Below are 22,785 nucleotides of genomic sequence, written 5' to 3'. Positions count from 1 at the left end.
CATGAGCAGCCCGCTGGGACAACCCGGAGGCGAGGTGGCGGACTTCCGGCCGACCCATGTGGTGCCCCAGGAGGGGCTGCCCGCCTGGGAGGCCCCGGACGTCACCCGGCCGACCGTTCCCCTGGACCCGTTCCTGCCCGTGCAGCTGCTGTCCCGGCGCGGGGAGTGGGGGGAGGTCCTGTGCGCCAACGGGTGGTCCGCCTGGGTGGACGGACGGCTGCTGGTCGCCGTTCCGCACCCGCCGCCGACGGCCGGGGGACGGCCCCCGGTCCGCTCCGAGGACCCGAGGCCCCTGCTCACACGCGGCTCCGAGGCCCTGGAACGCTACCGGCGGGCCGTGGACGAACTGGCCTCCGGACGGATCGACGCCGACGCCTTCCGCCGGTCCGTACGGGGGCTGCGGGCCGGAGTGGTCATCGACGGGGAGTCGGTGTGGCTCTACGACGAGCGGTCGGGCCGCTGGCTCTACGACGACGGCGACCGCATGACGACCTACGCGGTCGTCGCCGGCCCGGGCGGCCCCTCCGCGCCCGCGCCCGAACCAGGGCCGCAGCCGCCACCCGCGGCCACGGAGCAGGGCGGCGGGGCCCCCGTACGCAGGGACCCGACCGACGCGGTCGCAGTCCCGCGCGAGGACCCCGCGGACCGGCCCGGCCGGGCGGCGGCCCATGACCCGACGCGGATCGTGGAGACCCGCGACCCCGGAGGCGGCTGACGGTGGACGGGGAACGGGCGGAGCCCGTCGGCGGGTCCCCCACCGACCTGCGCGGGAAGCAGATCGCCGGATACCTCGTGGAGAGCGAGATCGGGCGCGGCGGCATGGCCGTGGTCTACGAGGCACGGGACCTGCGCCTCGACCGGCGGGTGGCCCTGAAGCTGCTCGCCCCCGAGCTGGCCCGGAACGACACCTTCAGGCAGCGGTTCGCCCACGAGTCGAAGGTGGCCGCGACCATCGAACACCCGCACATCGTGCCCGTCTTCGAGGCGGGGGAGGCGGACGGCCTGCTGTACATCGCCATGCGCCTCGTCGAGGGACCGGACCTGCGGGTGATGCTGGACCGGACGGGCTCGCTGCCGGTGCAGACGGCCGCGCGCATCGCGGGCCAGGTGGCCTCCGCGCTGGACGCCGCCCACGCCCACGACCTGGTCCACCGGGACGTGAAACCGGGCAACATCCTCATCGCCCCGGGCACGGACCGGGACCACCCGGAGCACGCCTACCTCACGGACTTCGGGCTGACGAAGAAGTCGCTGTCGCTGACGGGGTTCACGACCGACGGGCAGTTCGTCGGGACCGTCACCTACGTGGCGCCGGAACAGATCTCCGGAAAGCCGGTCGACGGCCGCTGCGACGTCTACAGCCTGGGCTGCGTCGTCTACGAGGCCCTCGCCGGGGAACCGCCCTTCCAGCGGGACGACGACATCGCCCTGCTGTGGGCCCACCAGTACGACGCCCCGCCACCGCTGAGCTCGCGGCGCCCCGGGCTGCCGGAGGAGGTGGACGCCGTACTCGCGAAGGCGCTGGCCAAGTCGCCGGACGACCGGTGGGACAGCTGTCTGGAGTTCACCGGTGCCCTGCGGCGGGCGGGGGAGGGTGCCGGGCCCCCGACGGGGGCGGCGGACGAGCCGGTGGACGGTGCGGAGGGCGGCGCGGAAGGCGCCGCGCCGCCCGAGCTGCCCGCCCCGCCGCCGGTCCCCCCGTGGGCGTTGCCCGTCTTCCGCCTGCGGATGTCGAGGGGGACGGCCTGAGCCCCTCCCGGCCCGTACCGCCCGTTCGGGTTCCGGCCGCCTCCGCCTAGTCGGGCGCCGCGCGGGTCGCGGCGGCCGGTTCGTCGACCCGCCCGCCGCGGTGCAGCGGACGGGCCAGCAGCGCGCCCAGGAATCCGGCCACCGCGCCCCACAGGAGCCCGAGGCCGACGTTGCGCCACAGCACGGGTTCCAGGTGGACCTGGCCGCTGAGGCCGTCCACCTCGCCGATCCCCAGCAGGGAGAGGCCGAACTGTGCCTGGATCCGGCCCAGCAGGCAGACCGCCAGGGTCGCCAGCGCCAGGGCCACGCCCAGGTGGAGGGCGTGCTGCCAGGGGCGCACGTGGGCGGGGGAGCGTACGGCCGCCAGTACGCCCGTGCCGAGCAGCAGGACGGCGGCCACCGCCACCAGCCACCAGGCCCGGGAGTCCTGCTCCGCGAGCGCGGCCACGTCGATCCGGGACGGGTCGGAGCCGCGCAGGACCTGGTCCAGCAGCTGCGGCATCGGCAGCCCGAAAGGCCCCTCGACATTGCCCTCCCAGGCGCCGCCGAAGCCCAGGGTGAGTGCCAGCCAGACGAGGTTCGGCAGCCCGAGCAGGATCACGGCCAGGGTCCGGTCGGCATGGCCCTGGGTGGCGGCCACGACCAGGCCGACCCCGATGCCGAGGACGACGTAGGCGAGGAGCAGCAGCATCGTGGCGAAGGCCGCAGGCCGCAGCGCCGTGTGGAAGCGGACCAGCCGGGCCGGGAGCGGGGCGCGGCGCGAGACGAGCAGCGCGATCAGCAACAGGCCGAGGATCCACAGCAGTCCGTACAGCAGGGTGGCCGGCAGGTCGGCCCGGAAGCCCACCGTGGGCGCCGAGTCGAGGAGTTCGGTGATGGTACCGATGGGGGAGTCGCCCGTGGAGATGCCGAAGGTCTCACGGGCGAGGAACGCGGCGCCGGTCAGGGCCAGCAGCCACAGCACGACCAACGGGACCGCGCGGCCGATGAGTTCCAGGGGCCGGGCAACGGCCCGGTTGTGCAGCGGCCGCAGGAAGAGGTAGCCGGTCACGAGGGCGCCGGCCAGGCTCACCGAGAGGGGGACCACCGAGAGGCTCACCTCCGCCCCGGCCAGCGAACCGGCACCGCCCGACACCTCCAGCGAACCGCCCGCCGCCATCACCACGACCGCGGCGACCACATGCGGGAACGCGCCGCCCGGAAGGCCGTCGGCGCCCGCGCACAGCAGCCCGGCGGCGGCGACCACGCCCATCACCACGAATCCCGCGAGGACGGCGACGAGGGCGTCCCGCCATGCCCTCGCGGAGCCCCCCGACGATGACGATTCCGGCGTCCGACTCACCCTGCCACCGTGACATCCCCGGCTTGCGGGCACCACCCGGACGGCGCACACAATGGTCCCCGGGGAACTCACTCCTCCTGGGAAGAAGAGCCCGTGACCACACAGCCATCCGGCCGACCGCCGTCTTCAGGACGCCCCACCGGGCCGCCGTCAGGCCCGCTCTCGGGCGGGCAGCAGGGTCCACCGCCTCCGCCGCCGCCGGCGCCGCCGGGTGGGCCCGGAGGACCGGCCCCGGGACCGGCCGGAGGTCCCTGGTGGCGCTCCGTGCCACGGCTCGTCACCGCGCTGGTCGCGGTGGCGGCGGTCGTGGCCCTGGCCGTGGTCCTCACCCGGCCCAGCGGGACCGCCGACAACGCGGGCGGCGAGGTGTTCCTCCAGCCGGTGGCCGCCTCCGGCCCCGACCCCTTCACGGAGTCCACGGTGGTCAAGGACGCACCGCCCCCGCCGGAGAGCCCGCCGCCCTCTCCGCAGGGCACGGTCGGCCCGAGCGCCAGCCCGACCGGGCCGGTGGGCACCAGGAGCGTCAGCGGTTCCGCGCCGGGCGTGTACGGCGGCACCCGGAACGTCGCCAGCTGTGACGTCGAGAAGCTGATCGGGTCGCTGGGCGCGGACCCCGCGAAGAACGCGGCCTTCGCCCAGGCACAGGGCATCCAGCCGGCCGCCGTTCCCGGCTACCTCCGCTCGCTCACCTCGGTGCAGCTGCGCATGGACACCCGGGTGACGAACCACAGTTACCGGGACGGCAAGCTCGTCCCCTATCAGGCCGTGCTCCAGGCGGGGACGGCCGTGCTGGTGGACGACCGGGGAGTGCCGCGGGTGCGCTGTGCGTGCGGCAACCCGCTGGGTCCGCCGGTGCCGCTGAAGGCCGACCCGAAGCGTTTCGGGCAGTCGTGGCCCTCGTACCAGCCGTCGAAGGTGGTGGCCATCGCGCCGGCGCCGACCGTCGTCAACAAGATCGTGATCTACGACCACCGTGAAAACCAGTGGTACGAGCGCCCCAAGGGTGACGGCGGCCAGCAGGGCAAGCCCAGGCCCGACCGGCCGATCCCGCCGCCGCCGGTCCCGACGCCGCCGCTCACCCCGAGTCCGGTCACCCCGACCTCGTCGGTGACGACGCCGAACCCGTCCGGGACCTCGCCGCGGCCCACCTCCTCCGGGACCTCGCCGACCCCGAGCTCTTCCGTGACGACGCCGACGCCGACGCCGTCCAAGTCCTCGTCGGAGTCTGCCTCGAAGTCCCCCTCGGAGTCACCGAAGAAGTCCCCCTCGGAGTCCCCGTCGGAGTCGCCGAAGAAGACGCCGTCGCCGACCCCGTCGGAGTCGCCCAAGAAGTCCCCGGACGAGTCGCCGAAGTCGACTCCGGCGGAGTCACCGAAGACGACCCCCGCGGAGTCACCGAAGACGACCCCCGCGGAGTCACCGAAGACGACCCCGGCGGAGTCACCGAAGACGACCCCGGCGGAGTCACCGGCGGCGTCGCCCTCGACGCCGCCCTCCGAGCCGCCCGTCCAGTCACCGACGCCGAAGTCCGCGCCCGCGACTCCGGCCTCCCCCGAGGCTCCGGCGACTCCGGCTACCCCGGGGTCTCCCGCGCCGCGGACCTCGGCCGCCCCCGAGCGCCCGTCCGCTCCGCCCTCGGCCGCTCCGAAGCCGTCGGCTCCGGCCCCGTCCGAGCAGCAGCCGCAGACGGCTCCCCAGCCCGAGCCCGAGGGCCCGGCCCAGCAGAGCTGACCCGCGGCACGGTGGGTGACCGCGCCTCCTCCCCGTGCGGGGCAGGAGGCGCGGGCACGGGGAGGGGCGGCGGACCGGGGATCAGGCCCGGCCGCGGCGGGTGAGCGCGTCGCCCGCGGCGCCCACCGCGAGGCCGAGTGCGATCATGACGATGTAGCTGTAGATCTCGTATCCGTCGGGGGCGAGGAAGCGGACGAAGCCCATGAAGTGGATCCAGCCGAGCCACTCGTGCAGCAGACCGCTCGCGCCGCCGACGACCAGGACGAAACAGATCGCGCCCGTGACGCCGGCCAGCGGGGACTTCGGGGACTTCGGGGACTTCGGAGAAGGAGAGGTCATGCGCCGACGTTACGAGCCGGGTGCCGGGCCGGACATCGGCCCAAGGACTGCCCGCGCTCGTACTTAAGTATCCGGTAGGGGGCGCGGGCGTCCGCTCACGCGCCGGTCCGCGTAGATTCCCGGGACATGCGCCGTATCACCCGCACCCGCCGGGACTGGGCCGCCGACCTGGCCCTGTTCCTCTTCGCCGCCTGCTTCGCCGCCGTCAGCTCGCAGTCCATCCCGGTCGCGGAAGGCCTCGGCCCGGGCTGGCGGGCCGCCGACCAGGTGGCCGGCGGGCTGGGCTGCGCGGCGGTCCTGCTGCGGCGGCGCGCGCCGGTCCGGCTGGCCGTGGCGCTGCTCCTGGCCGGCAGCGTGGCGCACTACCTGACCGGGCCGACGATCGTGGCGGTGTACACGGTGGCCGCGGCCCGGCCCTGGAAGGCCACGGCGTGGTTGGCGGCCCTCGCCTTCGGACCGCTGCCGCTCTTCCTGTGGCAGCTGCCCGACATGTCCGAGGAGCGGGCCGGTTCGGCGGTGACGTACTTCGCGCTGATCGCCGGGGCCATCGGCTGGGGGCTGTTCCGGCGGTCCCGGCAGCAGCTCATCGCCTCGCTGCGCGAGCGCGCCGAGCTGGCCGAGGCGGACGCGGAGTCACGGGCGGCGCGGGCCCGGCTGGAGGCCAGGGAGGAGATCGCCCGCGAGATGCACGACGTGCTCGGCCACCGGCTGTCGCTGCTCAGCGTGCACGCGGGTGCCCTGGAGTTCAATCCCGGCGCCCCCCGGGCCGAGATCGAACGGGCCGCCGGGGTGATGCGCGAGAGCGCCCACCTGGCGCTGCACGACCTGCGCGAGGTGATCGGCGTGCTCCGGGCGGGTCCGGGCACAGACCCCTCGGAGGCCGGCGAACGCCCGCAGCCGGAACTGGCGGACCTTCCCCGGCTGGTGGCGGAGGCGAGGGCGGCTGGCGGCCGGATCGAGCTGGCCGGACCGCCGGAAGGGGCCGCGCCGCCGCCCCTGGTGGGACGGACGGCGTACCGGATCGTGCAGGAGGCGCTGACCAACGTACGCAAGCACGCGCCCGGCGCGGCCGCCGACGTGCGGGTCACCGGGGGCCCGGGCGACGGCCTCACGGTCGAGGTCCGCAACACCCGCCCGCCCGGCCCGGATCCGGCCCGCGGCACGGTCCCCGGGCCGGCCGAGGGTGGCGGACAGGGGCTGATCGGGCTGGCCGAACGTGCCCGGCTGGCCGGCGGGGAACTGACGGCCGTTCCCGCCGGGGACGGATTCCGGGTACGGGCCTGGCTACCCTGGCAGGGCTGACCGGGGGAAAGGGGAGCGACGCGTGATTCGCGTACTGCTGGTCGACGACGACGCGATCGTCCGGGCGGGGCTGCGTCTGATGCTGGGCGGTGCCCCGGACATCGAGCTGGTCGCGGAGGCCGCGGACGGCGCGGAGGTGCCCGCGCTGGTCGCGGCGCACGCGCCCCACCTGGTGCTGATGGACATCCGGATGCCCGGCGTCGACGGGCTGGCCGCCACCGAGCGGCTCCGGGCGCGGCCGGGCGCCCCCGAGGTGCTGGTCCTGACCACCTTCCACACCGACGCGCACGTGCTGCGGGCGCTGCGGGCCGGAGCGGCCGGATTCCTCCTGAAGGACACCCCGCCGCAGGAGATCGTGACGGCCATCCGGACGGTGGCCGCCGGGGACCCGGTGCTCTCCGCGGCCGTCACCCGTCGGCTCATCGACCAGGTGACCGGAGACTTCGGCCAGGGCACCCGGGCGAGCGCCGCCCGCAGGCGACTGGAGCTGCTGGCCGGGCGCGAGCGGGAGGTGGCCCTGGCGGTCGGGAGGGGCCTGTCCAACGCGGAGATCGGACGGGAGCTCCACCTGGCGCTGCCCACGGTCAAGACCCACGTGTCCCGGATCCTGACCCGGCTCGACCTCAACAACCGGGTACAGATCGCCCTGCTGGTCCATGACGCGACCCTGGCGGACAGCGGAGGACACTGAACCTCCCGGCCACCGGTTTCCACCGCCCCCGCGGCGTCCCCGCAGCCGACCGCACCGCCGCAGCCCGTTCCCGCCCGCGGGCCGTGCCGGTCCGTGCCGGTCCGCGCACGGAGGGTGTCCGGGCCTCCCGCGGGGACACCGGCGGGCGGGAGTGAGACCCTGGCTGCATGGCCCGTAGGGCGGAGAACCCCGACGTCGGCTGGCCCGCACGGCCGGACACAAGCCTTGCGCTCAATCGCATGGGCACATTCGACTGGGACCTCGACAGCGGTCGCATGCATCTCGATGCCACCGCCCTCGAGGTGCTGGACCTGCGCCCGGACGAGTACGACGGGACCCCCGGCGGACTCCGCAGCCGCCTCGCCCCCGGTGAGGAGGCCCGGCTCGACACCCGGGTCGCGCAGGCGATCAAGGACGGCCGAAGCCACTACGGGGCCTACGTCCGCAGCCGCCTGCGCGACGGTTCGCCGGCCTGGACCCACATCCAGGGGCACATCCTGCGGGACTCGTCCGGCCGCTCGTACCGCGTCATCGGGATCCTCCGCGACGCCGCCCACGACCCCGACGAGCCGGGTGCCGCCGGGGAGGAGATCGAAGGGCGGCGCAGGATGACCGGCGTCGTGGAGCGGACCACCGCGATCCTCGCCCACGCCCGCACCGTCAACGACGTGACCGACATCCTCAAGGACCCGCAGGCCCTCGGGCACCTCGGTGCGGTCAGCGTGATGCTGGGCGTCGTCGACGGCGGCCGCATCCACCTGGTCGCGGAGGGGCAGCTCGGCTCGTACGTGCCCGAGATCGAGTACACGCGGATCGACGCACAGCTCCCGATGAGCGAGGCGGTCCGCACCATGCAGTCGGTCTACCTCGTCTCCCGGGACGAGTTCCAGCAGAGGTATCCGGACCTGTGGCCGTACATCGAGCCGCTGTCCGTCCGCAGCGGGGTCTACCTGCCGCTGATCGCCCAGGGGCGGCCGATCGGGACGCTCGGGCTGCTCTACACGCGGGACGGCGAGTTCACCGCCGAGGAACGCAACCTGCTGATGGCGCTCGGCAGCGGGGTCGCGCAGAGCCTGCAGCGGGCCATCCTCTTCGAGCAGGAGCACGATCTGGCCGAGGGGCTCCAGCGGGCCATGCTGCCTCGCCGGATCCCGGACGTGCCGGGCGCGCGGATCGCCGTACGGTACCGGTCCGCGCGGATGGGCCGGGACATCGGCGGCGACTGGTACGACGTGGTCCCGCTCGGCGAGGGCCGCGTCGGGGTGATGATCGGAGACGTGGAGGGGCACGACACGGACGCGGCCGCCGTCATGGGACAGCTGCGCATCGTGATGCGCGCCTACATCGTCGAGGGGCACACGCCGGGCGCGGCCATGGCCCGGGCCTCGGCCTTCCTGCGCGAGCTGGCCACCGAACGGTTCGCGACCTGCACCTACGCCGAGGTGGACCTCACCACCGGGATGGCCCGCCTGGTCCGTGCCGGGCACCTCGACCCCGTCGTGCGGCGCGGCGACGGCAGCGTCCACCGGGTCCAGGTGGCGGGCGGGCTGCCGCTCGGCCTGCCGCCCCGCGAGCAGCCGGGCTCCGGCTCCGGGTACCCCGTCACCAGCCTCGAACTGCACCCCGGGGACACCCTGCTGCTGTGCACCGACGGCCTGATCGACCGACCCGGCACCGACCAGGACACCGGCATGCGCGAGCTCATGGCGGCGGTCCACAGCGGCCCGACCGACGTGGAGGAACTCGCCGACGTGCTGTGCGACCTGGTCGGCGACTCGGGCGGCGGGGACGACATGGCCATGCTCGTGCTGCGCCGCCGCGGCACCCCCGTACCGCGCGGCGGGGGTCCGCTGCAGCAGCGGCTGGAACCGGGGGACACGAAGGCCCCGGCGCTGGCCCGGCACCTGATCCGGGCGGCGGTGGCCGCCTGGGGTGCACGGCACCGGGCCGACGAGATCGAACTGGCGGCGGACGAGCTGATGACCAATGCCCTGGTGCACACGGACGGCGGCGGCCACGTCAGCATGCGCCTGACGGCCCAGGGCCGGATCCGGATCGAGGTCGAGGACGGCAGCAGCGCCCTGCCCAGGCGGCGCGAGGCGGGCGACTGGGCCGTCTCGGGGCGCGGTCTGATGCTCGTCGACCGCCTCGCGGACGAGTGGGGCGTGGAGCCCCGGGGCGGTGGGAAGTGCGTGTGGTGCGAATTCGCCCTGGCCGCCCCGGAGGACGCCGCCTGAGGGCCGGCGCGAGCCGCCCGGACCCGGAGCGCCCCCGCGCCCGGGACCCGGGGTCCGGGACCCGCGCCCGTCCGGGACCCGCGCCCGTCGCCGGGACCCGCGCCCGTCCGGGACCCGCGCCCGTCCGGGACCCGCGCCCGTCGCCGGGACCCGCGCCCGTCCGGGACCCGCGCCGTCAGAGCCGTACGAGGGTGACCTCGGTGGCCTTCACGCTCGTCCACACGGCAGCGCCGTCCCCGAGGCCCAGTTCGGCCGCCGCGTCGGGGGTGATCTCGGCGACCAGATCGGGTACGGAGGCCGAGGCGACCAGCACGCGCAGCCGGCTGCCGACCGCGGTGATCTCCCGTACGGTGCCCGGCCAGACGTTGCGGGGGCTGCCGGCCGGGCGGTCCCGGTGCACCGAGACCGCTTCCGGGCCGATGATCGCCAGCGCCTCCGTGCCCTGGGGCAGGGTCTCGGCGACCACCAGCCGGCCGCCCTCCGCGAGAGCGAGCCCGTCGGCCGACGCGGTGCCCGGCCAGGCGTTGCGCCCCAGCATGCGGGCCACCCACGGGGACCGCGGGTGCCGGGTTACCTCGGCGGGCGGTGCGTCCTGGAGGGCCCGGCCGTCGGCCAGTACGAGGACCCGGTCGGCCAGGGAGACGGCCTCGACGGGATCGTGGGTGACGATGAGGCAGACGCCGCCGAAGCCGGCCAGGTGGGTGCGCAGGGTGTGCCGGACCTGGGCCCGGGTGGTCTGGTCGAGCGCGGCCAGCGGTTCGTCCAGGAGGAGGAGCCGGGGGCGGGCGGCCAGCGCCCGGGCGAGGGCCACCCGCTGGGCCTGGCCGCCGGACAACTGCGCGGGCCTGCGGTCGGCGAGGTGCAGGACACCCAGCCGGTCCAGCCAGTCCAGGGCCTCGCGGCGGGCCCGCGTACGCGGCACCCCGCGGGCGCGCAGCCCGTACGCGGTGTTGGCCACGGCGGTCAGGTGCGGGAACAGTGCGCCGTCCTGCGGCACCCAGGCCACCTGGCGCTGGTGCGGGGGCAGGGCCGTCACGTCGTCGTCGCCGAGGCGCAGGGTGGCGTGGGCGCGCGGGGTGAGGCCGAGCAGGGCGCGCAGCAGGGTGGTCTTGCCGGCGCCGTTCTCGCCGACGACGGCGATGGTGGTGCCGGGTTCGGCGTCGAGGGTGAGCTCGTTGAAGCCGGTGACGGCCGCGCGCAGGGGCCAGCGGCCGCCGTCGTGGGGCGGGACGGCGTCGTCGCCGACGGTGGTGCGGGCGTCGGTGGTGGCCGGCTCCTCGGGGACCGGTGCGGTACCGGCCTCGCGGGCCACCGGGGTGCCCGTCCAGCGTCCGCGCAGGGCGACCAGTACGCCCATGGCGATCGCGAGGAGCAGCAGCGAGACGGAGGTGGCGGCCTCGGGCTTGTCCTGCAGCAGCAGGTACACCTGCAACGGCAGGGTCTGGGTGGTGCCGGGCAGGTTGCCGGCGAAGGTGATGGTCGCCCCGAACTCGCCCAGTGCGCGGGCCCAGGTCAGTGCCGCACCGGCGATCAGGCCGGGGGCGACCATGGGCAGCGTCACGGTGAAGAACACCCGGACCGGCGAGGCGCCGAGCGAGGCGGCGGTCTGCTCGTAGCTCTGCCGGAGACCGCCGAGGGCGCCTTCGAGGCTGATCACCAGGAACGGCATGGCGACGAACGTGGCCGCGACGACCGCGCCGGAGGTGTGGAACGGCAGGGTGATCCCGAAGGTGCCCTCCAGCCAGGGACCCAGCAGCCCGCGCCGGCCGAAGCCGAGGAGCAGGGCCACACCGCCGACGGTCGGCGGCAGCACCATCGGGAGCAGGACGAGGGAGCGGACCAGGGCCTTGCCCTTGAACTCCACGCGCGCCAGCAGCCAGGCGAGCGGAACACCGAGGAGCAGCGAGAGGGCCAGGGCCCACAGGGACACGAGGAGGGAGAGCTTCAGCGCCTCGACCACGCCGGGGCTGGTGAGGTGGGCGCCGAGCTCGCCCCACTGCGTACGGACGAGGATGCCGATGAGCGGCAGCAGCAGGAACGCGACGGCGAGCAGCGCGGGGAGCGCCAGCGCCAACGGGGGCCGGGTGCGGGCGCGGGCCCGGGCGTCGGCGCGTTCGCCGCTGTGCGGACCGGTTCGGCTGCGGAGTCTGCTCATCAGGGTTCCTGGCTGGGGTGTCGGCTGAGGGGGAAGCGTAGGCGGCCGGCGGCGCGTGCGGGGCCCGTCCGCGAGAACGCCGAGAGGGGCTGCCTGTCCCCCCGGTCCAGGCAGCCCCTCAGGGGATGTGGGTCGTACGGCGGTTACGCCTTCTGGAAGCCCGCGTCCTGGAGGATCTTCTGCGCCTCGGGGGTGCTCAGCCAGGCCACGAAGGCGGCCGCGTCGGCGGCGTTCTTGGACTGCTTGAGCGTGGCGGCCGGGTAGGAGGCCACGGCGTTCTGGTCGTCCGGGATCTCCACGGTGACGACCTTGTCGCCCGACTTGGCGGAGTCGGTCTTGTAGACGAGACCGGCGTCGGCCTCACCCAGCTCGACCTTGCTCAGCACGGCACGGACGTTGGGCTCCTGGGATACGGGCTTCACCTCGATCTTCTGGGCGTCGAGGATCTGCTTGCTGTAGCGGCCGACCGGGACCTCGGGCGCGGCGAGCACGACCTTGATCTTGGTGTCGGCGAGGTCCTTGAGCTCGTCGATCTTGAACGGGTTGGCCTTGCCGGCCGCGATGACCAGGCGGTTCTTGGCGATGACCGTGGCGTCGCCGGTCTCGGCCTTCAGGCCGTCCATGGTCTTGGTGTCGGCGGTGACCAGCGCGTCGGCCGGGGCACCCTGCTTGACCTGGGCCGCGAGCTCCTGCGAACCGGCGAAGGAGAAGGTGATCTTCGTGCCGGGGTGGGTCTTCTGGTACTCCTCACCCGCGGTCTTGAAGACGTCGGTGAGGGAGGAGGCGGCCAGCACCGTGAGGTTCACGGCCTTCGGCTCGGGGGTCGGGTCGGCGGCGGCCTTGTTGTCGTCGCTCTTGCCGCAGGCGGTCAGCGGCACGAGCAGGGCGGCGGTCAGCGCGGCTGCGGCGGTACGGCGACGGATCATGGTCGGGGACATGAGCAGATGCTCCTCGGTCGGGTCGGCGGCCGGCCTGGTGCCGGAACCGCGCGGTGGTGACCCGCGCCGGTGACGGGCGGAGCGGGTGGGGACGTTCGGTGGTGTAGAGCGGCTGGTGCGGGGGACCGCGAGGGGACGGCGGGTGGCGCCGCCCGGATCAGGTGCGGTCGATGTGCACGCTGGTGGACTTCACGCGGGCGGTGGCCTGCATGCCGACCTCCAGCCCGAGCTCCTCGACGGCCTCACGGGTGAGCAGGGAGACCAGGCGGTGGGGACCTGCCTGGATCTCGACCTGGGCGGCCACGTCGCCGAGTTTGACGGCCGTGACGATGCCGGGAAAGGCGTTGCGCGCCGAGGTGTACGGCTCCCCGTCCTCGATGTGGGCGCCTTGGCCCACCTCGACGGAGAACGCGGCCAGGTCGCGTCCGTCGATCAGGCGCCGGCCGCCCTCGTCGCGATGGGTCACGACCCGGCCGGCGTCGGCCCAGCGGCGGGCGGTGTCCGGGCTGACGCCCAGCAGACGCGCCGCCTGTCCGATGGTGTAGGACTGCATGGGCGACAACGTAGGGCCATGTATGGCGCATTTGCAATTCATTCGGCCTGATCTCCATGGCAGATGCGATACTTCTTGGCGCATCCACCAAAACTCGTTCCGTACTGCCGCGCCCGGCTCGCTAGAGTCGGGGCATGGCTGAAGAGGTAACGGGAACGGGCACGGTACGGGTCGACGCGTGGATCTGGTCCGTGCGCCTGACCAAGACCCGCTCGATCGCGGCGACCGCCTGCCGGGCGGGGCACGTGAAGGTCAACGGGGAACGCGCCAAGCCGGCGCAGCCCGTGCGTGCGGGGGACGAGGTACGGCTCTTCCACGCGGGGCGCGAGCGCATCGTCGTCGTCAAGCGGCCCGTGTCCAAGCGGGTCGGCGCCCCGGCCGCCGCCGAGTGCCTGACCGACAACAGCCCGCCGCCGCCGACGCCCGTGGAGGCCGCCGTCGTCGGCATCCGCGACCGGGGAGCGGGCCGCCCGACGAAGCGCGAGCGCCGCGAGATCGAAGTGCTGCGCGGACGCCCGTAGCCCAGGCCCGCAAAGCCCCTGCGGCCCGACCGCGGCACCCGCGGGCAGGCCGTCCGGTCAGTCCTTGCGGTACGTGTACGCGTCGGCGGCGGACGCCGCGACCGCCGCCAGGGGGGCTCCGGTGGACGCGGTCACCACCGCCGCCACCGCGCCCTCGACGAAGGGCGCGTCCAGCAGCCGGGACCCCGGCGGGAGTTCGTCCTCCATCAGCAGGGCCTTCACCGTCAGCACCGAGCTCCCCAGGTCGGCGAGCAGGGCGACCCCGGCGCCCCGGTCCACCTCCCGGGCGGCCGCGACGATCCGTTCCGCGCTCGTGCCGAGCCCGCCGACGGCCGTGCCGCCCGCCGCGGCCACCGGGGCCACGGGGCCGCCGGCCGCCAGCTCGCGTGCCAGCTCCGCCACCGCCTGCGCGACCCGCGCGCTGTGCGACACCAGCACGATGCCGACCAGGGCCGGGCCCGAGCCGACGCCGGGGCCGGGTTCCGGGTGCCCGCCCGTCACCGCGCACCCGCCGGTTCCGCCACGTCCGCCAGCGCCCCCAGCAACAGCGCCGACGAGGTCGCCCCCGGGTCCTGGTGGCCGATGCTCCGCTCGCCCAGATAACTGGCCCGCCCCTTGCGCGCCCGCATCGGCACGGTCGCCAGCGCGCCGTCCTCCGCCGCGCTCCCGGCCGCCCGGTACGAGGTACCCAGCGCGGCCACCCCCGGCACCAGCGCGTCCAGCATCGTCTTGTCGCCCGGCGCCGCCCCGCCCAGCCGGGCCACCGCGCCGACCCCCTCGGACAGGGCCTCGCGCAGCTCCGCGTCCGACACCTGCGCCGACTCCCCGAGCGCCTTGCCCGTGTGCCGCAGCAGCGTCCCGTACAGCGGTCCCGACGCCCCGCCGACCGTGGAGATCAGCGTCCGTCCCGCCAACTGCAGCACGGCGCCCGGCGCCGCGGGCACCGGCTCCGCCTCCAGGGCGGCGCGCACGGCCGTGAAACCCCGCAGCAGGTTGCTCCCGTGGTCGGCGTCACCGATGGGGGAGTCGAGCTCGGTCAGCCGGTCCGCCTCCCGCTCCACCGCGGCCGCGGCGGCCGCCATCCAGCGCCGGAAGAACTCTGCGTCACGCACCGGATCTCCTCGCCTCGCACCCGCCTGGCCGGTCCCACCGACACCATACGTTCACAGACCCCAGCGCAGCGCCGCGGTCCTCACGGGCGCGTCCCACAGCCGCAGCACCTCCTCGTCGGCCCGGCACAGCGTCACCGAACACCCCGCCATGTCCAGCGAGGTGACGTAGTTGCCGACGAGCGCCCGCGCCACCGGCACACCGTGCCCGGCCAGCACCCGCGCCACCTCCGCGTGGAACCCGTACAGCTCCAGCAGCGGGGTCGCCCCCATCCCGTTGACCAACGCCAGCACCGGACCGTCGGCCGGACCGATCTGCGTCAGTTCCTCCAGTACGGCTCCCACCGCGACCTCCGCGATCTCCCGCGCCGACATCATCGGGCGCCGCTCCCGGCCCGGTTCGCCGTGGATGCCGATGCCCAACTCCAGCTCCCCGTCCGGCAGGTCGAAGGTCGGGGCGCCCTTCGCGGGGGTGGTGCACGCGCTCAGCGCCACCCCGAAGCTCCGCGAGCACTCGTCGACCCGCCGGGCGAGCGCGGCCACCCGTTCCAGCGGCGCCCCCTCCTCGGCGGCCGCCCCGGCGATCTTCTCGACGAACAAGGTGGCCCCGGTGCCACGGCGCCCGGCGGTGAACAGGCTGTCGGTCACCGCGACGTCGTCGTCGACCAGGACGCGCTCGATCCGCAGGCCGTCCTCCGCGGCGAGCTCGGCGGCCATCTCGAAGTTCAGTACGTCACCGGTGTAGTTCTTGACGACGAACAGCACCCCCTGGCCGCAGTCCACCGCCGCGGCCGCCCGCACCATCTGGTCGGGCACCGGTGAGGTGAACACCTCCCCGGGACACGCGGCCGACAGCATCCCGGGCCCCACGAACCCGGCGTGCAGCGGCTCGTGCCCGGACCCGCCCCCGGAGACCACTCCGACCCTCCCGCCGGCCCGCGCGTCCCGCCGTACGACGACCCGCCGCTCCACGTCGACGTCCAGCTCGGGATGGGCGGCCGCCATCCCGCGCAGGGCGTCGGTGACCACGGTCTGCGGACTGTTGATCAGCATCCTCATGCCACTCCATCCGGTCTTTCGGCGGGTGTTCGGCTCGGGCTGGACCACCGGCGGACCCTCGGGAGCGGTCCGTCCGTCGCCACGATACGAGGCCGGGTGGCCCGCCGGGAGGAAGCCGGGGCACGAAGCCGGGCCGGTGTCAGCCGCCGCCCTTGAAGGGCCAGGACCGGATGTCGCGGTAGTGGATGGGGCCGGGACCGCGGCCGGTGTTGCTTCCGACGAGGTGGAGGCGGCGCGTCTCCCACGGGCGGCCGGTGAACCCGTCCAGTCCTTCGGCGGCCTCCACCGCGCTGGTGGTGTCGTGGCGGCGGCCGCGCGCCAGGGTCAGATGGGGGCGCAGGGGCCGGCCGTGGAAGGGGATGCCGCAGTCGGTGACCGCGGTACGCACCTCGGAGGCGAGCAGGTGCAGGCCTTCGACGTCTCCGTCGATCCCGGTCCACAGGACCCGCTCGTCGAAGTGCCCGCCGCCGCGCAGCGCGAGCCGCAGAGGCCGCCGGGCGGCGGCGAGCTCCGCGAGCGGCGGCCGCAGGAGGCCGACGGCGGCGACCGGGAGCTCGCCGAGAAAGGCCAGGGTGATGTGCCAGTCCTCGATGCGGTTCCAGCGCATGCGGGGGTACGCGGCGTAGGCGGGCCGCAGCCGCTGTTCCAGCTCTTCCTTCGCGTCGTCGGGCGGGGCCAGCGCTATGAACACGCGGACGGTCGCCGTACGGGTCTTTTCGTTCACGGGGGATTCTTATCCTGTCCGGCCCTGTTCCGTCATCTTCCGCGGGGTACGCCGTGGCCGGCCGTCGGGTATCCCCGCACGAGGCCATGGCTCACCAGGCAAGTCAAGGCTTATGTTCAGGGCGCTTCGACCCTATGGTTTGGCTCGAATCGAAGGAGCCCCCTGTTGTCGAAAACGAATGGTCCTGCTGCGCGTGCGGTTGAATCGGAGCGGGATTGTGTGTCCTCCTTATACGAGTTGCTTGCCGAGCGGCTTTCCGAGGCGCGAGCACACTGGGCGAATGTACTGAAGGCCCCGGCGGAAAGCGCCGGCGAGGAATACGAGAGGGAAATCGCCGCCGATCGTCTGACCAAGGAAATCCGTCGGCTGGAGGGCGCCGAAAAGGGCCTGGTCTTCGGGCGGATCGACCGGACGGACGGCACGGCCCTGCGGATCGGGCGGATCGGACTGCACACGGAGGACGACGACCTGCCGCTGCTCGTGGACTGGCGCGCGAACGCGGCGCGGCCCTTCTACGAGGCGACACCGCTCCACCCGATGGGCCTGCGGCGGCGCCGGCACCTGCGCGTCGAGGAGCGCACGGTCGTCTCGGTGAGCGACGAACTGCTGGACGGAACCGCTCCGACCGACGAGGACGTCGTGGGGGACGGCCCGTTGACCGAGGCCCTGGCCGCACGGCGAACGGGCAGGATGCACGCGGCCGTCGCCACGCTGCAGGCCGAGCAGGACGAGATCGTCCGCTCCGCCCACCGCGGGGTGACCGTGGTGCAGGGCGGGCCCGGCACCGGCAAGACGGTGGTCGCCCTGCACCGGGCGGCCTACGTCCTGTACGCGTTCCCGCGCGCCGCGCAGGAGGGCGTCCTGGTGGTGGGCCCGAACGCCCGCTTCCTCGACTACATCTCCCAGGTCCTTCCCTCGCTCGGAGAGAACGACGTCGTTCTGGCGACCTGCCCGGAACTGGCCGGAGTGGCCGCGGAATCGGTGGACCCGTTCGGCACGGCACGCCTCAAGGGCGGCTCCGACCTCGCCGACGCCCTGGCCGGCCTGGTGCGCGCCCGTCAGGCCCCGGCCGGTGACTTCACCGTACGGGTCGGACGGGAACCGGTTCACCTCTCCGGCGAGGAGGTGGCCACGGCACGCGACGCCGCCCTGGCGGCCGCACCGGGGCACAACCCGGCGCGCCAGGTGTTCAAGGAACTCCTGGCCGATGCCGTCACCGACGCGGTGCAACGGGACATGAGCGACCTCCTGGAGCAGATCGACGCCGATGCCGAGAGGATGACGGGGATCGACCTCGACCGGTTCACGGGAGCCGCCCGGCACCGTGCCGAAGGCGCGGCCGACCCGGGGCCGGTCCACGAGCTGGACCTGGACGCCCTCCGGGCCGATCTCCGGGGCGACGCCGGAGTCGACCGGGCGGTCGAGCTGCTGTGGCCGCGGCTGGTACCGGGTGACCTCGTGAAGGCGCTCCTGACGGACCCGGGCGCCCTCGCCGAGCACCTGCCGCACCTGACCGCGCAGGAGCGGTCCCTGCTGCTGCGCGGCCGGGACGACCCGTGGACCGACGCCGACGTGCCGCTGCTGGACGAGGCGGCGAGCCTGGTCGACGGCCCTCCCGAGCGGACGTACGGGCACGTCGTCGTCGACGAGGCCCAGGAACTGACCGCCATGCAGTGGCGGATGATCGTCCGCCGCTGCCCGGCAAGGGCGATGACCGTGGTGGGCGACTTCGCCCAGGCGGGCCCCGTCGCGACGGCACGCGACTGGAAGGAGGCGCTGAGCCCCCACGTCGGACCGCGGTTCGAACTGCACGATCTGACCGTCAGCTACCGCACCACGCAGGAGATCCTGGAAAGCGTCCGGGACCTGCTCACGCGCATCGCCCCGGACCGGAAACCCACACGGTCGCTGCGCAGCGGTGAGAGGCCCCGCACCGTGACCACACCTCCGGAAGGGTTGGTCACCGCCCTCGTCTCGGAACTCCGCGCCCAGAGCGCCGCGTACCCGGGCGAGTTGCTGGGCGTGATCTGCGCGGACACCAGGGTGGGCGAGCTGACGGCCCGGGGGGTCGCCCGCCACGCACGCATCGTGCCGGCGTCCGAAGCGCGCGGCCTGGAATTCGACGGGGTGGTCGTCATGGATCCCGAGGACATCGTCGCGGCCCGCCCCGGTGGGGAAAGGGACCTGTACGTGGCCCTGACCCGGGCCACCAAGCGTCTGTGCACCCTCACCGTCCGGCCGGCCTGACCGCCCGGTCGGCCCCGCCCGGCTCGGGGAGCGGTGGCGGTGGCGGTCGTGGTCACGCGCACACCGGAGGGCGCCCGTACGCGGACGTGCCCGGGCCCCGCCACCCTCACGGGGTCGGCGGGGCCCGGGCATCGGCGGCGCGGTCGGTGTCAGCCGAGCGCGGGCGCCTCCTGCTGAGCATGGGCCGGCACGTCCGCGCCGTCGGCACGGGCGGCCAGGAGCCGCTGGGCGAGGACGCCGAAGACGACGGCGAACACGGCCCACAGGACGAGCTGGACGGCCAGCGAGGCGACCCGGAACTCCCACAGCAGGGCTGCGGGGAAACCGGGCTGGACGGCATCGCTGTTGTCCGGCAGGACCGCGAACGCCAGGGCGGTGGCGACGACGAAACCGCCCGCCGCGGCCAGCGTCGCGTTCCAGTTGCCCAGGCGCGGTGCCAGCCGGCGCCCGAGGATGATCGCGCCGACGCCGAGCAGCACGCTCAGCAGGATCATCAGGAAGAACAGCGTGGTGCGCTGCCCGATCGTGTCCGGGTTGCCGACCGCCGGCGGGGTGGCCGGGTACTTCAGGAACGGCACCAGGTAGACCAGGGCGAACGCGCCGGCCCCGGTGAGCGCGGCCGTGGCCCGCGGGCTGAACCCGCCGACGCGGCCGAGGGCGAACGAGAACGCGAGCGAGGCGATGCCGCCCAGCGCGACCCCGTAGACCAGGACACCGGTGGCCAGGCCGAAGGTCGACTGAACCGGTCGGCTGACCAGCTCTTCCTCCTCCTCCGCGGCCTCACCCGGCGCGGCGTCACCGCCGTGACCGGCGTGACCGGCCGCGGGGGCCGCTTCCTTGGCGGCGGCGGCCTCCTCGACGGCGATGGAACCCCGTACCGGCGGCTCACCGACCACGTAGGCGACCGCGAAGGCGAACAGCCCCGCGATCAGGCCCGCGAGCATGCCGCGGACCAGTAGTCCTCTGACAGTGGAGGCGTACATGTGCGTGGCCTCTCAGTGGCAGGGGAAGCCGAGCAGATGACGGCCGTCGTGCACCCACTCGTGCACGCCTTCGCCGGCGAACACGGCGGTGGCGCCCTGCTCGGCACCGACGAAGTACAGGGCGACGAGCATCAGGAGACCGACGAAGAGCGCCCAGGGCAGCACCGCGCGCACGGGCAGCGGAGCCGACAGGGAGCCGGCGGGGGTGGATATGGCAGCGGAAGCGACAGCCTCGGCCATGATGGAACCTCCTCGGGGAACAACGCGTCCCATGTGGTGGTGCAGGACGACGGTCCTCGGGTCTGACTCGCCACGGCGCCATCGTGGAGATGCCGCCGCAGCACACAGTGGCGCGACCATGCCGGATTCACACCGGGCTTCCGTCTCGCCGTCGTCGCTATGTGGAAATGTCGCCGTGACCGTACCGCGCGCAGCGCCTGCGGCCAAGACCGTGAGTCCCTGATCACACGCCTACGCTGCGGTAATACGTCTTCGGTGCGGCCCCAGGGACCCGAAGTGTCCGTCAACTGGGCTGGTACGCCTGCTAGAATGAACCCGTCGGCCTTCGGTTCGCGTGCCCCGTGCACGGTTCCGGAGGCTTTTTTCATGCCTTCATCCCGACGCGTCACCCCCGCCCCGTCTCCGACCGCCCCGAGCGACACCCCCACCGGCTATCGCTCCCTGCTCCGCAACAGGGAGTTCAGCGGCCTGTACATCAGCTTCACCCTCACCGTCGCGGCGAGCACTTTGTCCGGCTTCGCGCTCGGCGCACTGGTCAACCACCGGACCGGATCCCCGTTCCTGACGGCCGTGAGCATGTACGGCGCCACGTTCGCGACGGTGCTCGGCGCGCTGACGCTGATGTCCGTCGCGGACGGGAAGCGGCCCTGCCGGACCCTCCTCCTGCTCCAACTCGTCTCCCTGGCGGGCGTCGCCGCCCAGGCCGTCCCCGGTCTCCCGCTCGTGGCCCGGTTCGCCCTGCTGCTGACGCTGGGCTTCTTCCAGTCCCTGGGCACCGGCACCCGGCTGGGGCTCCTCGCCGAGGTCGTGCCCGTCTCCGCCTACGCGCCCGCCCGTTCGCTGATGAACGTCACCTCCGGTGGCACGGCGATCCTCGGCTACGCGGTCGGCGCCGTACTGCTGCGGTACCTGAGCCCGTACGAACTCTTCGCCGTCGCCGCGGCCCTGACCGCCCTCGGGACGGTGGTAGTGGCCGCCACCGTCCGGGAGCACTCGATCCGGCTCACCCGCCGGCCCGGCCTGCGCCGGACCTGGACGACGAACGCCGAGCTGTTCGCCCACCCCGGCCGCCGGACGCTGCTGTTGAACCTGTGGGTCCCGAACGGCCTGATCGTCGGCTGCGAGGCGCTGTTCCTCTCCTACGACCCGGAAGGGGCGGGCACCCTCCTCGCCGCGGCCTCGGCGGGCATGCTCCTCGGGGACCTGATCGTCGGCCGGCTGCTCGACGCCGAACGACGCCGCCGCGTCGCCTTCGCGCTGCGGTTGCTGCTCGCCGCCCCCTTCCTGCTCTTCGCCGCGCACCCGCCCGTCCTGGTCGCGGCCGTCGCCGTGGGCCTCGCCGGGGTCGGGTTCGCGGCCACCCTGCCCCTGCAGGAGCAGCTCCTCGAACAGACCCCCGAAGCCATCCGAGGCCAGGTCCAGGGAGTCGAGTCGGCCGGCCGGATGACCTGTCAGGGCATCGGCGCCGCCCTCGCCGGCGGCCTGGCCCAGTTCGTCGCCCCAGGCACCGCGATGGCCGTCGTCGCGGGCGTCTCCGTGGCCGTCACCGTGCTGTGCCGGCCGTCGCTCCGGACGGGGCCGGGTGCGGCCGTACGGGGGCGGACCTACCGTGGGAGCACGGCTGCGGCACGGCCGACGCCGGACGCGTGAGGAGCGACGGGACGTGCGGCGGGACGTGCGGCGGCAGCGGCGGGTGACGGGCGACGGGAGTCGGCGATGGCCGGTGAGGTTTCCTTCTTCGAGCTGGGCGCGGGGGACGAGGAACGGGCCCGCACCTTCTTCGGGGGCCTGTTCGGCTGGACCTTCGAACCGGGCCCGAGCGACGGCGGCGGATTCGCGATCCGGACGCCCAACGTCCGTGGCGGACTGCACGGCGACGACCCGGGCGCGAGGCCGTACCTGTTCTTCGCGGTCGACGACATGGCGGCGGCCCTCGAACAGGTCCGCGAGCTCGGAGGCTCCGTCGACGACGTCGAGCTGGGCGGCGGCGAGGAGTCGATCGCCCGGTTCGGGCGCTTCCAGCTGTGCCACGACGACCAGGGCACGCCCTTCGGCCTGCACCAGCCGCCACCCGGGGCATGACCGCGGAGCGTGCGTACGTACCCCGGTGGATTCGTGCAGGTGTTCGGTTTCGGGGTTAGGCTGGCTCCATGCACGCAGCCCAGGGCCTTCAGGGTTCCCTCTTCGACCAAGGTGACGAGATCCGGCTCGGCCCCCTCGGGGACCTGCGGCGGATCCACCTGGGAGCCGGGGCCTGGGTCGATCACCTGCCCGGCTGGCTGAGCGGCGCCGACGCGCTGTTCGAGCGGCTGGCCGCCGACGTGCCCTGGCGCGCCGAGCGGCGGCAGATGTACGAGCGGGAGGTGGAGGTGCCCCGGCTGCTCGCCTTCTACGCCGAGGGCGAGCCCCTGCCGCACCCCTCGCTCGCCGAGGCCCGCGAGGCGCTGACCGGCCACTACGCCGCGGAGCTCGGCGAGCCCTTCACCACCGCCGGCCTGTGTCTGTACCGCGACGGCCGCGACAGCGTCGCCTGGCACGGGGACCGGACCGGCCGTTCCTCGGCCGAGGACACCATGGTGGCCATCGTCTCCGTCGGTGATCCGCGGGACCTGGCCTTCCGTTCCCGGGACGGCGGGTCCACCCGGCTGCGGCTGACGCTGGGGCACGGCGACCTCGTGGTCATGGGCGGCTCCTGTCAGCGGACCATGGAGCACGCGGTACCCAAGTCGGCCCGGGCCGTCGGCCCTCGTGTGAGCATCCAGTTCCGCCCCCGCGGAGTCCGCTGACCTCCCGCTTCCCGCCCGTCGCAGCCCGTCGTCGGCCGTCGCCGTCGTGGTCGACCCGGACGGGAATCCGGTCCTCTTC

The 22,785-nt window shown here is 74.3% G+C and carries 21 protein-coding genes and 1 pseudogene; 11 read left to right on the top strand and 11 right to left on the bottom strand.

Features of this window, described 5'->3' with window-relative positions; translation table 11 throughout:
• Window position 1: 1 nt before the first annotated feature.
• Window positions 2–715 (top strand): hypothetical protein, encoded by a 714-nt coding sequence (locus tag DEJ51_RS02585; protein WP_150255891.1) that lies wholly within the window; start codon window positions 2–4, stop codon window positions 713–715.
• The gene (locus DEJ51_RS02580) at window positions 712–1,749 is read left to right on the top strand and encodes a serine/threonine-protein kinase (RefSeq protein ID WP_411757375.1); all 1,038 of its coding nucleotides are present in this window, start codon (window positions 712–714) and stop codon (window positions 1,747–1,749) included. The genes DEJ51_RS02585 and DEJ51_RS02580 overlap by 4 nt, the downstream gene beginning before the upstream one ends.
• A 46-nt stretch (window positions 1,750–1,795) precedes the next feature.
• Here DEJ51_RS02580 and DEJ51_RS02575 read toward each other — a convergent pair whose 3' ends face one another.
• Complete coding sequence (locus tag DEJ51_RS02575) at window positions 1,796–3,091, bottom strand: streptophobe family protein (protein ID WP_150255889.1); 1,296 nt, start codon at window positions 3,089–3,091, stop codon at window positions 1,796–1,798.
• 93 nt (window positions 3,092–3,184) lie between these two features.
• Here DEJ51_RS02575 and DEJ51_RS02570 point away from each other — a divergent pair.
• A pseudogene (locus DEJ51_RS02570) lies at window positions 3,185–4,429 on the top strand (DUF6777 domain-containing protein); the annotation flags it as partial.
• A gap of 474 nt (window positions 4,430–4,903) precedes the next feature.
• On the opposite strand, the gene DEJ51_RS02565 reads toward DEJ51_RS02570, so the two are convergent.
• Window positions 4,904–5,161: a hypothetical protein gene (locus tag DEJ51_RS02565; RefSeq protein WP_150255887.1), complete on the bottom strand. Its 258-nt coding sequence runs from the start codon at window positions 5,159–5,161 to the stop codon at window positions 4,904–4,906.
• A gap of 126 nt (window positions 5,162–5,287) precedes the next feature.
• Here DEJ51_RS02565 and DEJ51_RS02560 point away from each other — a divergent pair, with 126 nt between their 5' ends.
• The 3 genes from DEJ51_RS02560 to DEJ51_RS02550 all read left to right on the top strand — a co-directional run bounded on the left by DEJ51_RS02560 (window position 5,288) and on the right by DEJ51_RS02550 (window position 9,391).
• Window positions 5,288–6,463, top strand: coding sequence for a sensor histidine kinase (locus tag DEJ51_RS02560; RefSeq protein WP_150255885.1), 1,176 nt, complete (start codon window positions 5,288–5,290; stop codon window positions 6,461–6,463).
• A 22-nt stretch (window positions 6,464–6,485) separates the two neighbouring features.
• Window positions 6,486–7,154 carry a response regulator transcription factor gene (locus DEJ51_RS02555; protein WP_150255883.1) on the top strand — a complete coding sequence of 223 codons (669 nt, stop codon included), beginning with the start codon at window positions 6,486–6,488 and terminating at the stop codon, window positions 7,152–7,154.
• Window positions 7,155–7,393: 239 nt separating this feature from the next.
• Window positions 7,394–9,391, top strand: a complete 1,998-nt coding sequence (locus DEJ51_RS02550; RefSeq protein ID WP_223835630.1) for a SpoIIE family protein phosphatase — start codon at window positions 7,394–7,396, stop codon at window positions 9,389–9,391.
• 175 nt (window positions 9,392–9,566) lie between these two features.
• Here DEJ51_RS02550 and DEJ51_RS02545 read toward each other — a convergent pair whose 3' ends face one another.
• The 3 genes from DEJ51_RS02545 to DEJ51_RS02535 all read right to left on the bottom strand — a co-directional run bounded on the left by DEJ51_RS02545 (window position 9,567) and on the right by DEJ51_RS02535 (window position 13,037).
• Window positions 9,567–11,546, bottom strand: a complete 1,980-nt coding sequence (locus DEJ51_RS02545) for an ABC transporter permease (protein ID WP_150255879.1) — start codon at window positions 11,544–11,546, stop codon at window positions 9,567–9,569.
• A gap of 143 nt (window positions 11,547–11,689) precedes the next feature.
• On the bottom strand, window positions 11,690–12,484 hold the full coding sequence (modA, locus tag DEJ51_RS02540) for a molybdate ABC transporter substrate-binding protein (RefSeq protein WP_150255877.1): 795 nt from the start codon (window positions 12,482–12,484) through the stop codon (window positions 11,690–11,692).
• Window positions 12,485–12,641: 157 nt separating this feature from the next.
• On the bottom strand, window positions 12,642–13,037 hold the full coding sequence (locus DEJ51_RS02535; protein WP_030772813.1) for a molybdopterin-binding protein: 396 nt from the start codon (window positions 13,035–13,037) through the stop codon (window positions 12,642–12,644).
• 134 nt (window positions 13,038–13,171) lie between these two features.
• On the opposite strand from DEJ51_RS02535, the gene DEJ51_RS02530 reads away from it, so the two are divergent.
• Window positions 13,172–13,558: an RNA-binding S4 domain-containing protein gene (locus DEJ51_RS02530; RefSeq protein WP_150255875.1), complete on the top strand. Its 387-nt coding sequence runs from the start codon at window positions 13,172–13,174 to the stop codon at window positions 13,556–13,558.
• Window positions 13,559–13,615: 57 nt separating this feature from the next.
• On the opposite strand, the gene DEJ51_RS02525 is transcribed toward DEJ51_RS02530, so the two are convergent.
• From DEJ51_RS02525 to thpR, 4 genes are all read right to left on the bottom strand, one after another.
• The gene (locus DEJ51_RS02525) at window positions 13,616–14,059 is read right to left on the bottom strand and encodes a PTS-dependent dihydroxyacetone kinase phosphotransferase subunit DhaM (RefSeq protein WP_150255873.1); all 444 of its coding nucleotides are present in this window, start codon (window positions 14,057–14,059) and stop codon (window positions 13,616–13,618) included.
• Window positions 14,056–14,670: a dihydroxyacetone kinase subunit DhaL gene (dhaL, locus tag DEJ51_RS02520; protein WP_190620148.1), complete on the bottom strand. Its 615-nt coding sequence runs from the start codon at window positions 14,668–14,670 to the stop codon at window positions 14,056–14,058. The genes DEJ51_RS02525 and dhaL overlap by 4 nt, the downstream gene beginning before the upstream one ends.
• 51 nt (window positions 14,671–14,721) lie before the next feature.
• Complete coding sequence (gene dhaK / locus DEJ51_RS02515) at window positions 14,722–15,726, bottom strand: dihydroxyacetone kinase subunit DhaK (protein ID WP_150255871.1); 1,005 nt, start codon at window positions 15,724–15,726, stop codon at window positions 14,722–14,724.
• Window positions 15,727–15,865: 139 nt separating this feature from the next.
• Window positions 15,866–16,450 (bottom strand): RNA 2',3'-cyclic phosphodiesterase, encoded by a 585-nt coding sequence (thpR, locus tag DEJ51_RS02510; protein WP_150255869.1) that lies wholly within the window; start codon window positions 16,448–16,450, stop codon window positions 15,866–15,868.
• A 219-nt stretch (window positions 16,451–16,669) separates the two neighbouring features.
• Here thpR and DEJ51_RS02505 point away from each other — a divergent pair, with 219 nt between their 5' ends.
• Complete coding sequence (locus DEJ51_RS02505) at window positions 16,670–18,697, top strand: HelD family protein (protein WP_150255867.1); 2,028 nt, start codon at window positions 16,670–16,672, stop codon at window positions 18,695–18,697.
• Between the two features lie 149 nt (window positions 18,698–18,846).
• On the opposite strand, the gene DEJ51_RS02500 is transcribed toward DEJ51_RS02505, so the two are convergent.
• Both DEJ51_RS02500 and DEJ51_RS02495 read right to left on the bottom strand, forming a co-directional pair.
• The gene (locus DEJ51_RS02500; protein ID WP_150255866.1) at window positions 18,847–19,680 is read right to left on the bottom strand and encodes a CbtA family protein; all 834 of its coding nucleotides are present in this window, start codon (window positions 19,678–19,680) and stop codon (window positions 18,847–18,849) included.
• 12 nt (window positions 19,681–19,692) lie between these two features.
• Entirely contained in the window at window positions 19,693–19,920 is a 228-nt protein-coding gene (locus tag DEJ51_RS02495; RefSeq protein ID WP_030384356.1) for a CbtB domain-containing protein, read from the bottom strand.
• A 366-nt stretch (window positions 19,921–20,286) separates the two neighbouring features.
• On the opposite strand from DEJ51_RS02495, the gene DEJ51_RS02490 reads away from it, so the two are divergent.
• From DEJ51_RS02490 to DEJ51_RS02480, 3 genes are all read left to right on the top strand, one after another.
• On the top strand, window positions 20,287–21,570 hold the full coding sequence (locus DEJ51_RS02490) for an MFS transporter (RefSeq protein ID WP_223835629.1): 1,284 nt from the start codon (window positions 20,287–20,289) through the stop codon (window positions 21,568–21,570).
• 66 nt (window positions 21,571–21,636) lie between these two features.
• The gene (locus DEJ51_RS02485; protein WP_150255864.1) at window positions 21,637–22,002 is read left to right on the top strand and encodes a VOC family protein; all 366 of its coding nucleotides are present in this window, start codon (window positions 21,637–21,639) and stop codon (window positions 22,000–22,002) included.
• 68 nt (window positions 22,003–22,070) lie between these two features.
• Complete coding sequence (locus tag DEJ51_RS02480) at window positions 22,071–22,706, top strand: alpha-ketoglutarate-dependent dioxygenase AlkB (RefSeq protein ID WP_150255863.1); 636 nt, start codon at window positions 22,071–22,073, stop codon at window positions 22,704–22,706.
• Window positions 22,707–22,785: the final 79 nt, after the last annotated feature.

Origin of the sequence: Streptomyces venezuelae, from assembly GCF_008642275.1 — a bacterium.
GTDB lineage: Bacteria > Actinomycetota > Actinomycetes > Streptomycetales > Streptomycetaceae > Streptomyces > Streptomyces venezuelae_E.
The sequence above is the reverse complement of the archived record's forward strand: the minus strand, read 5'-3'. Positions and strand labels throughout refer to the sequence as shown.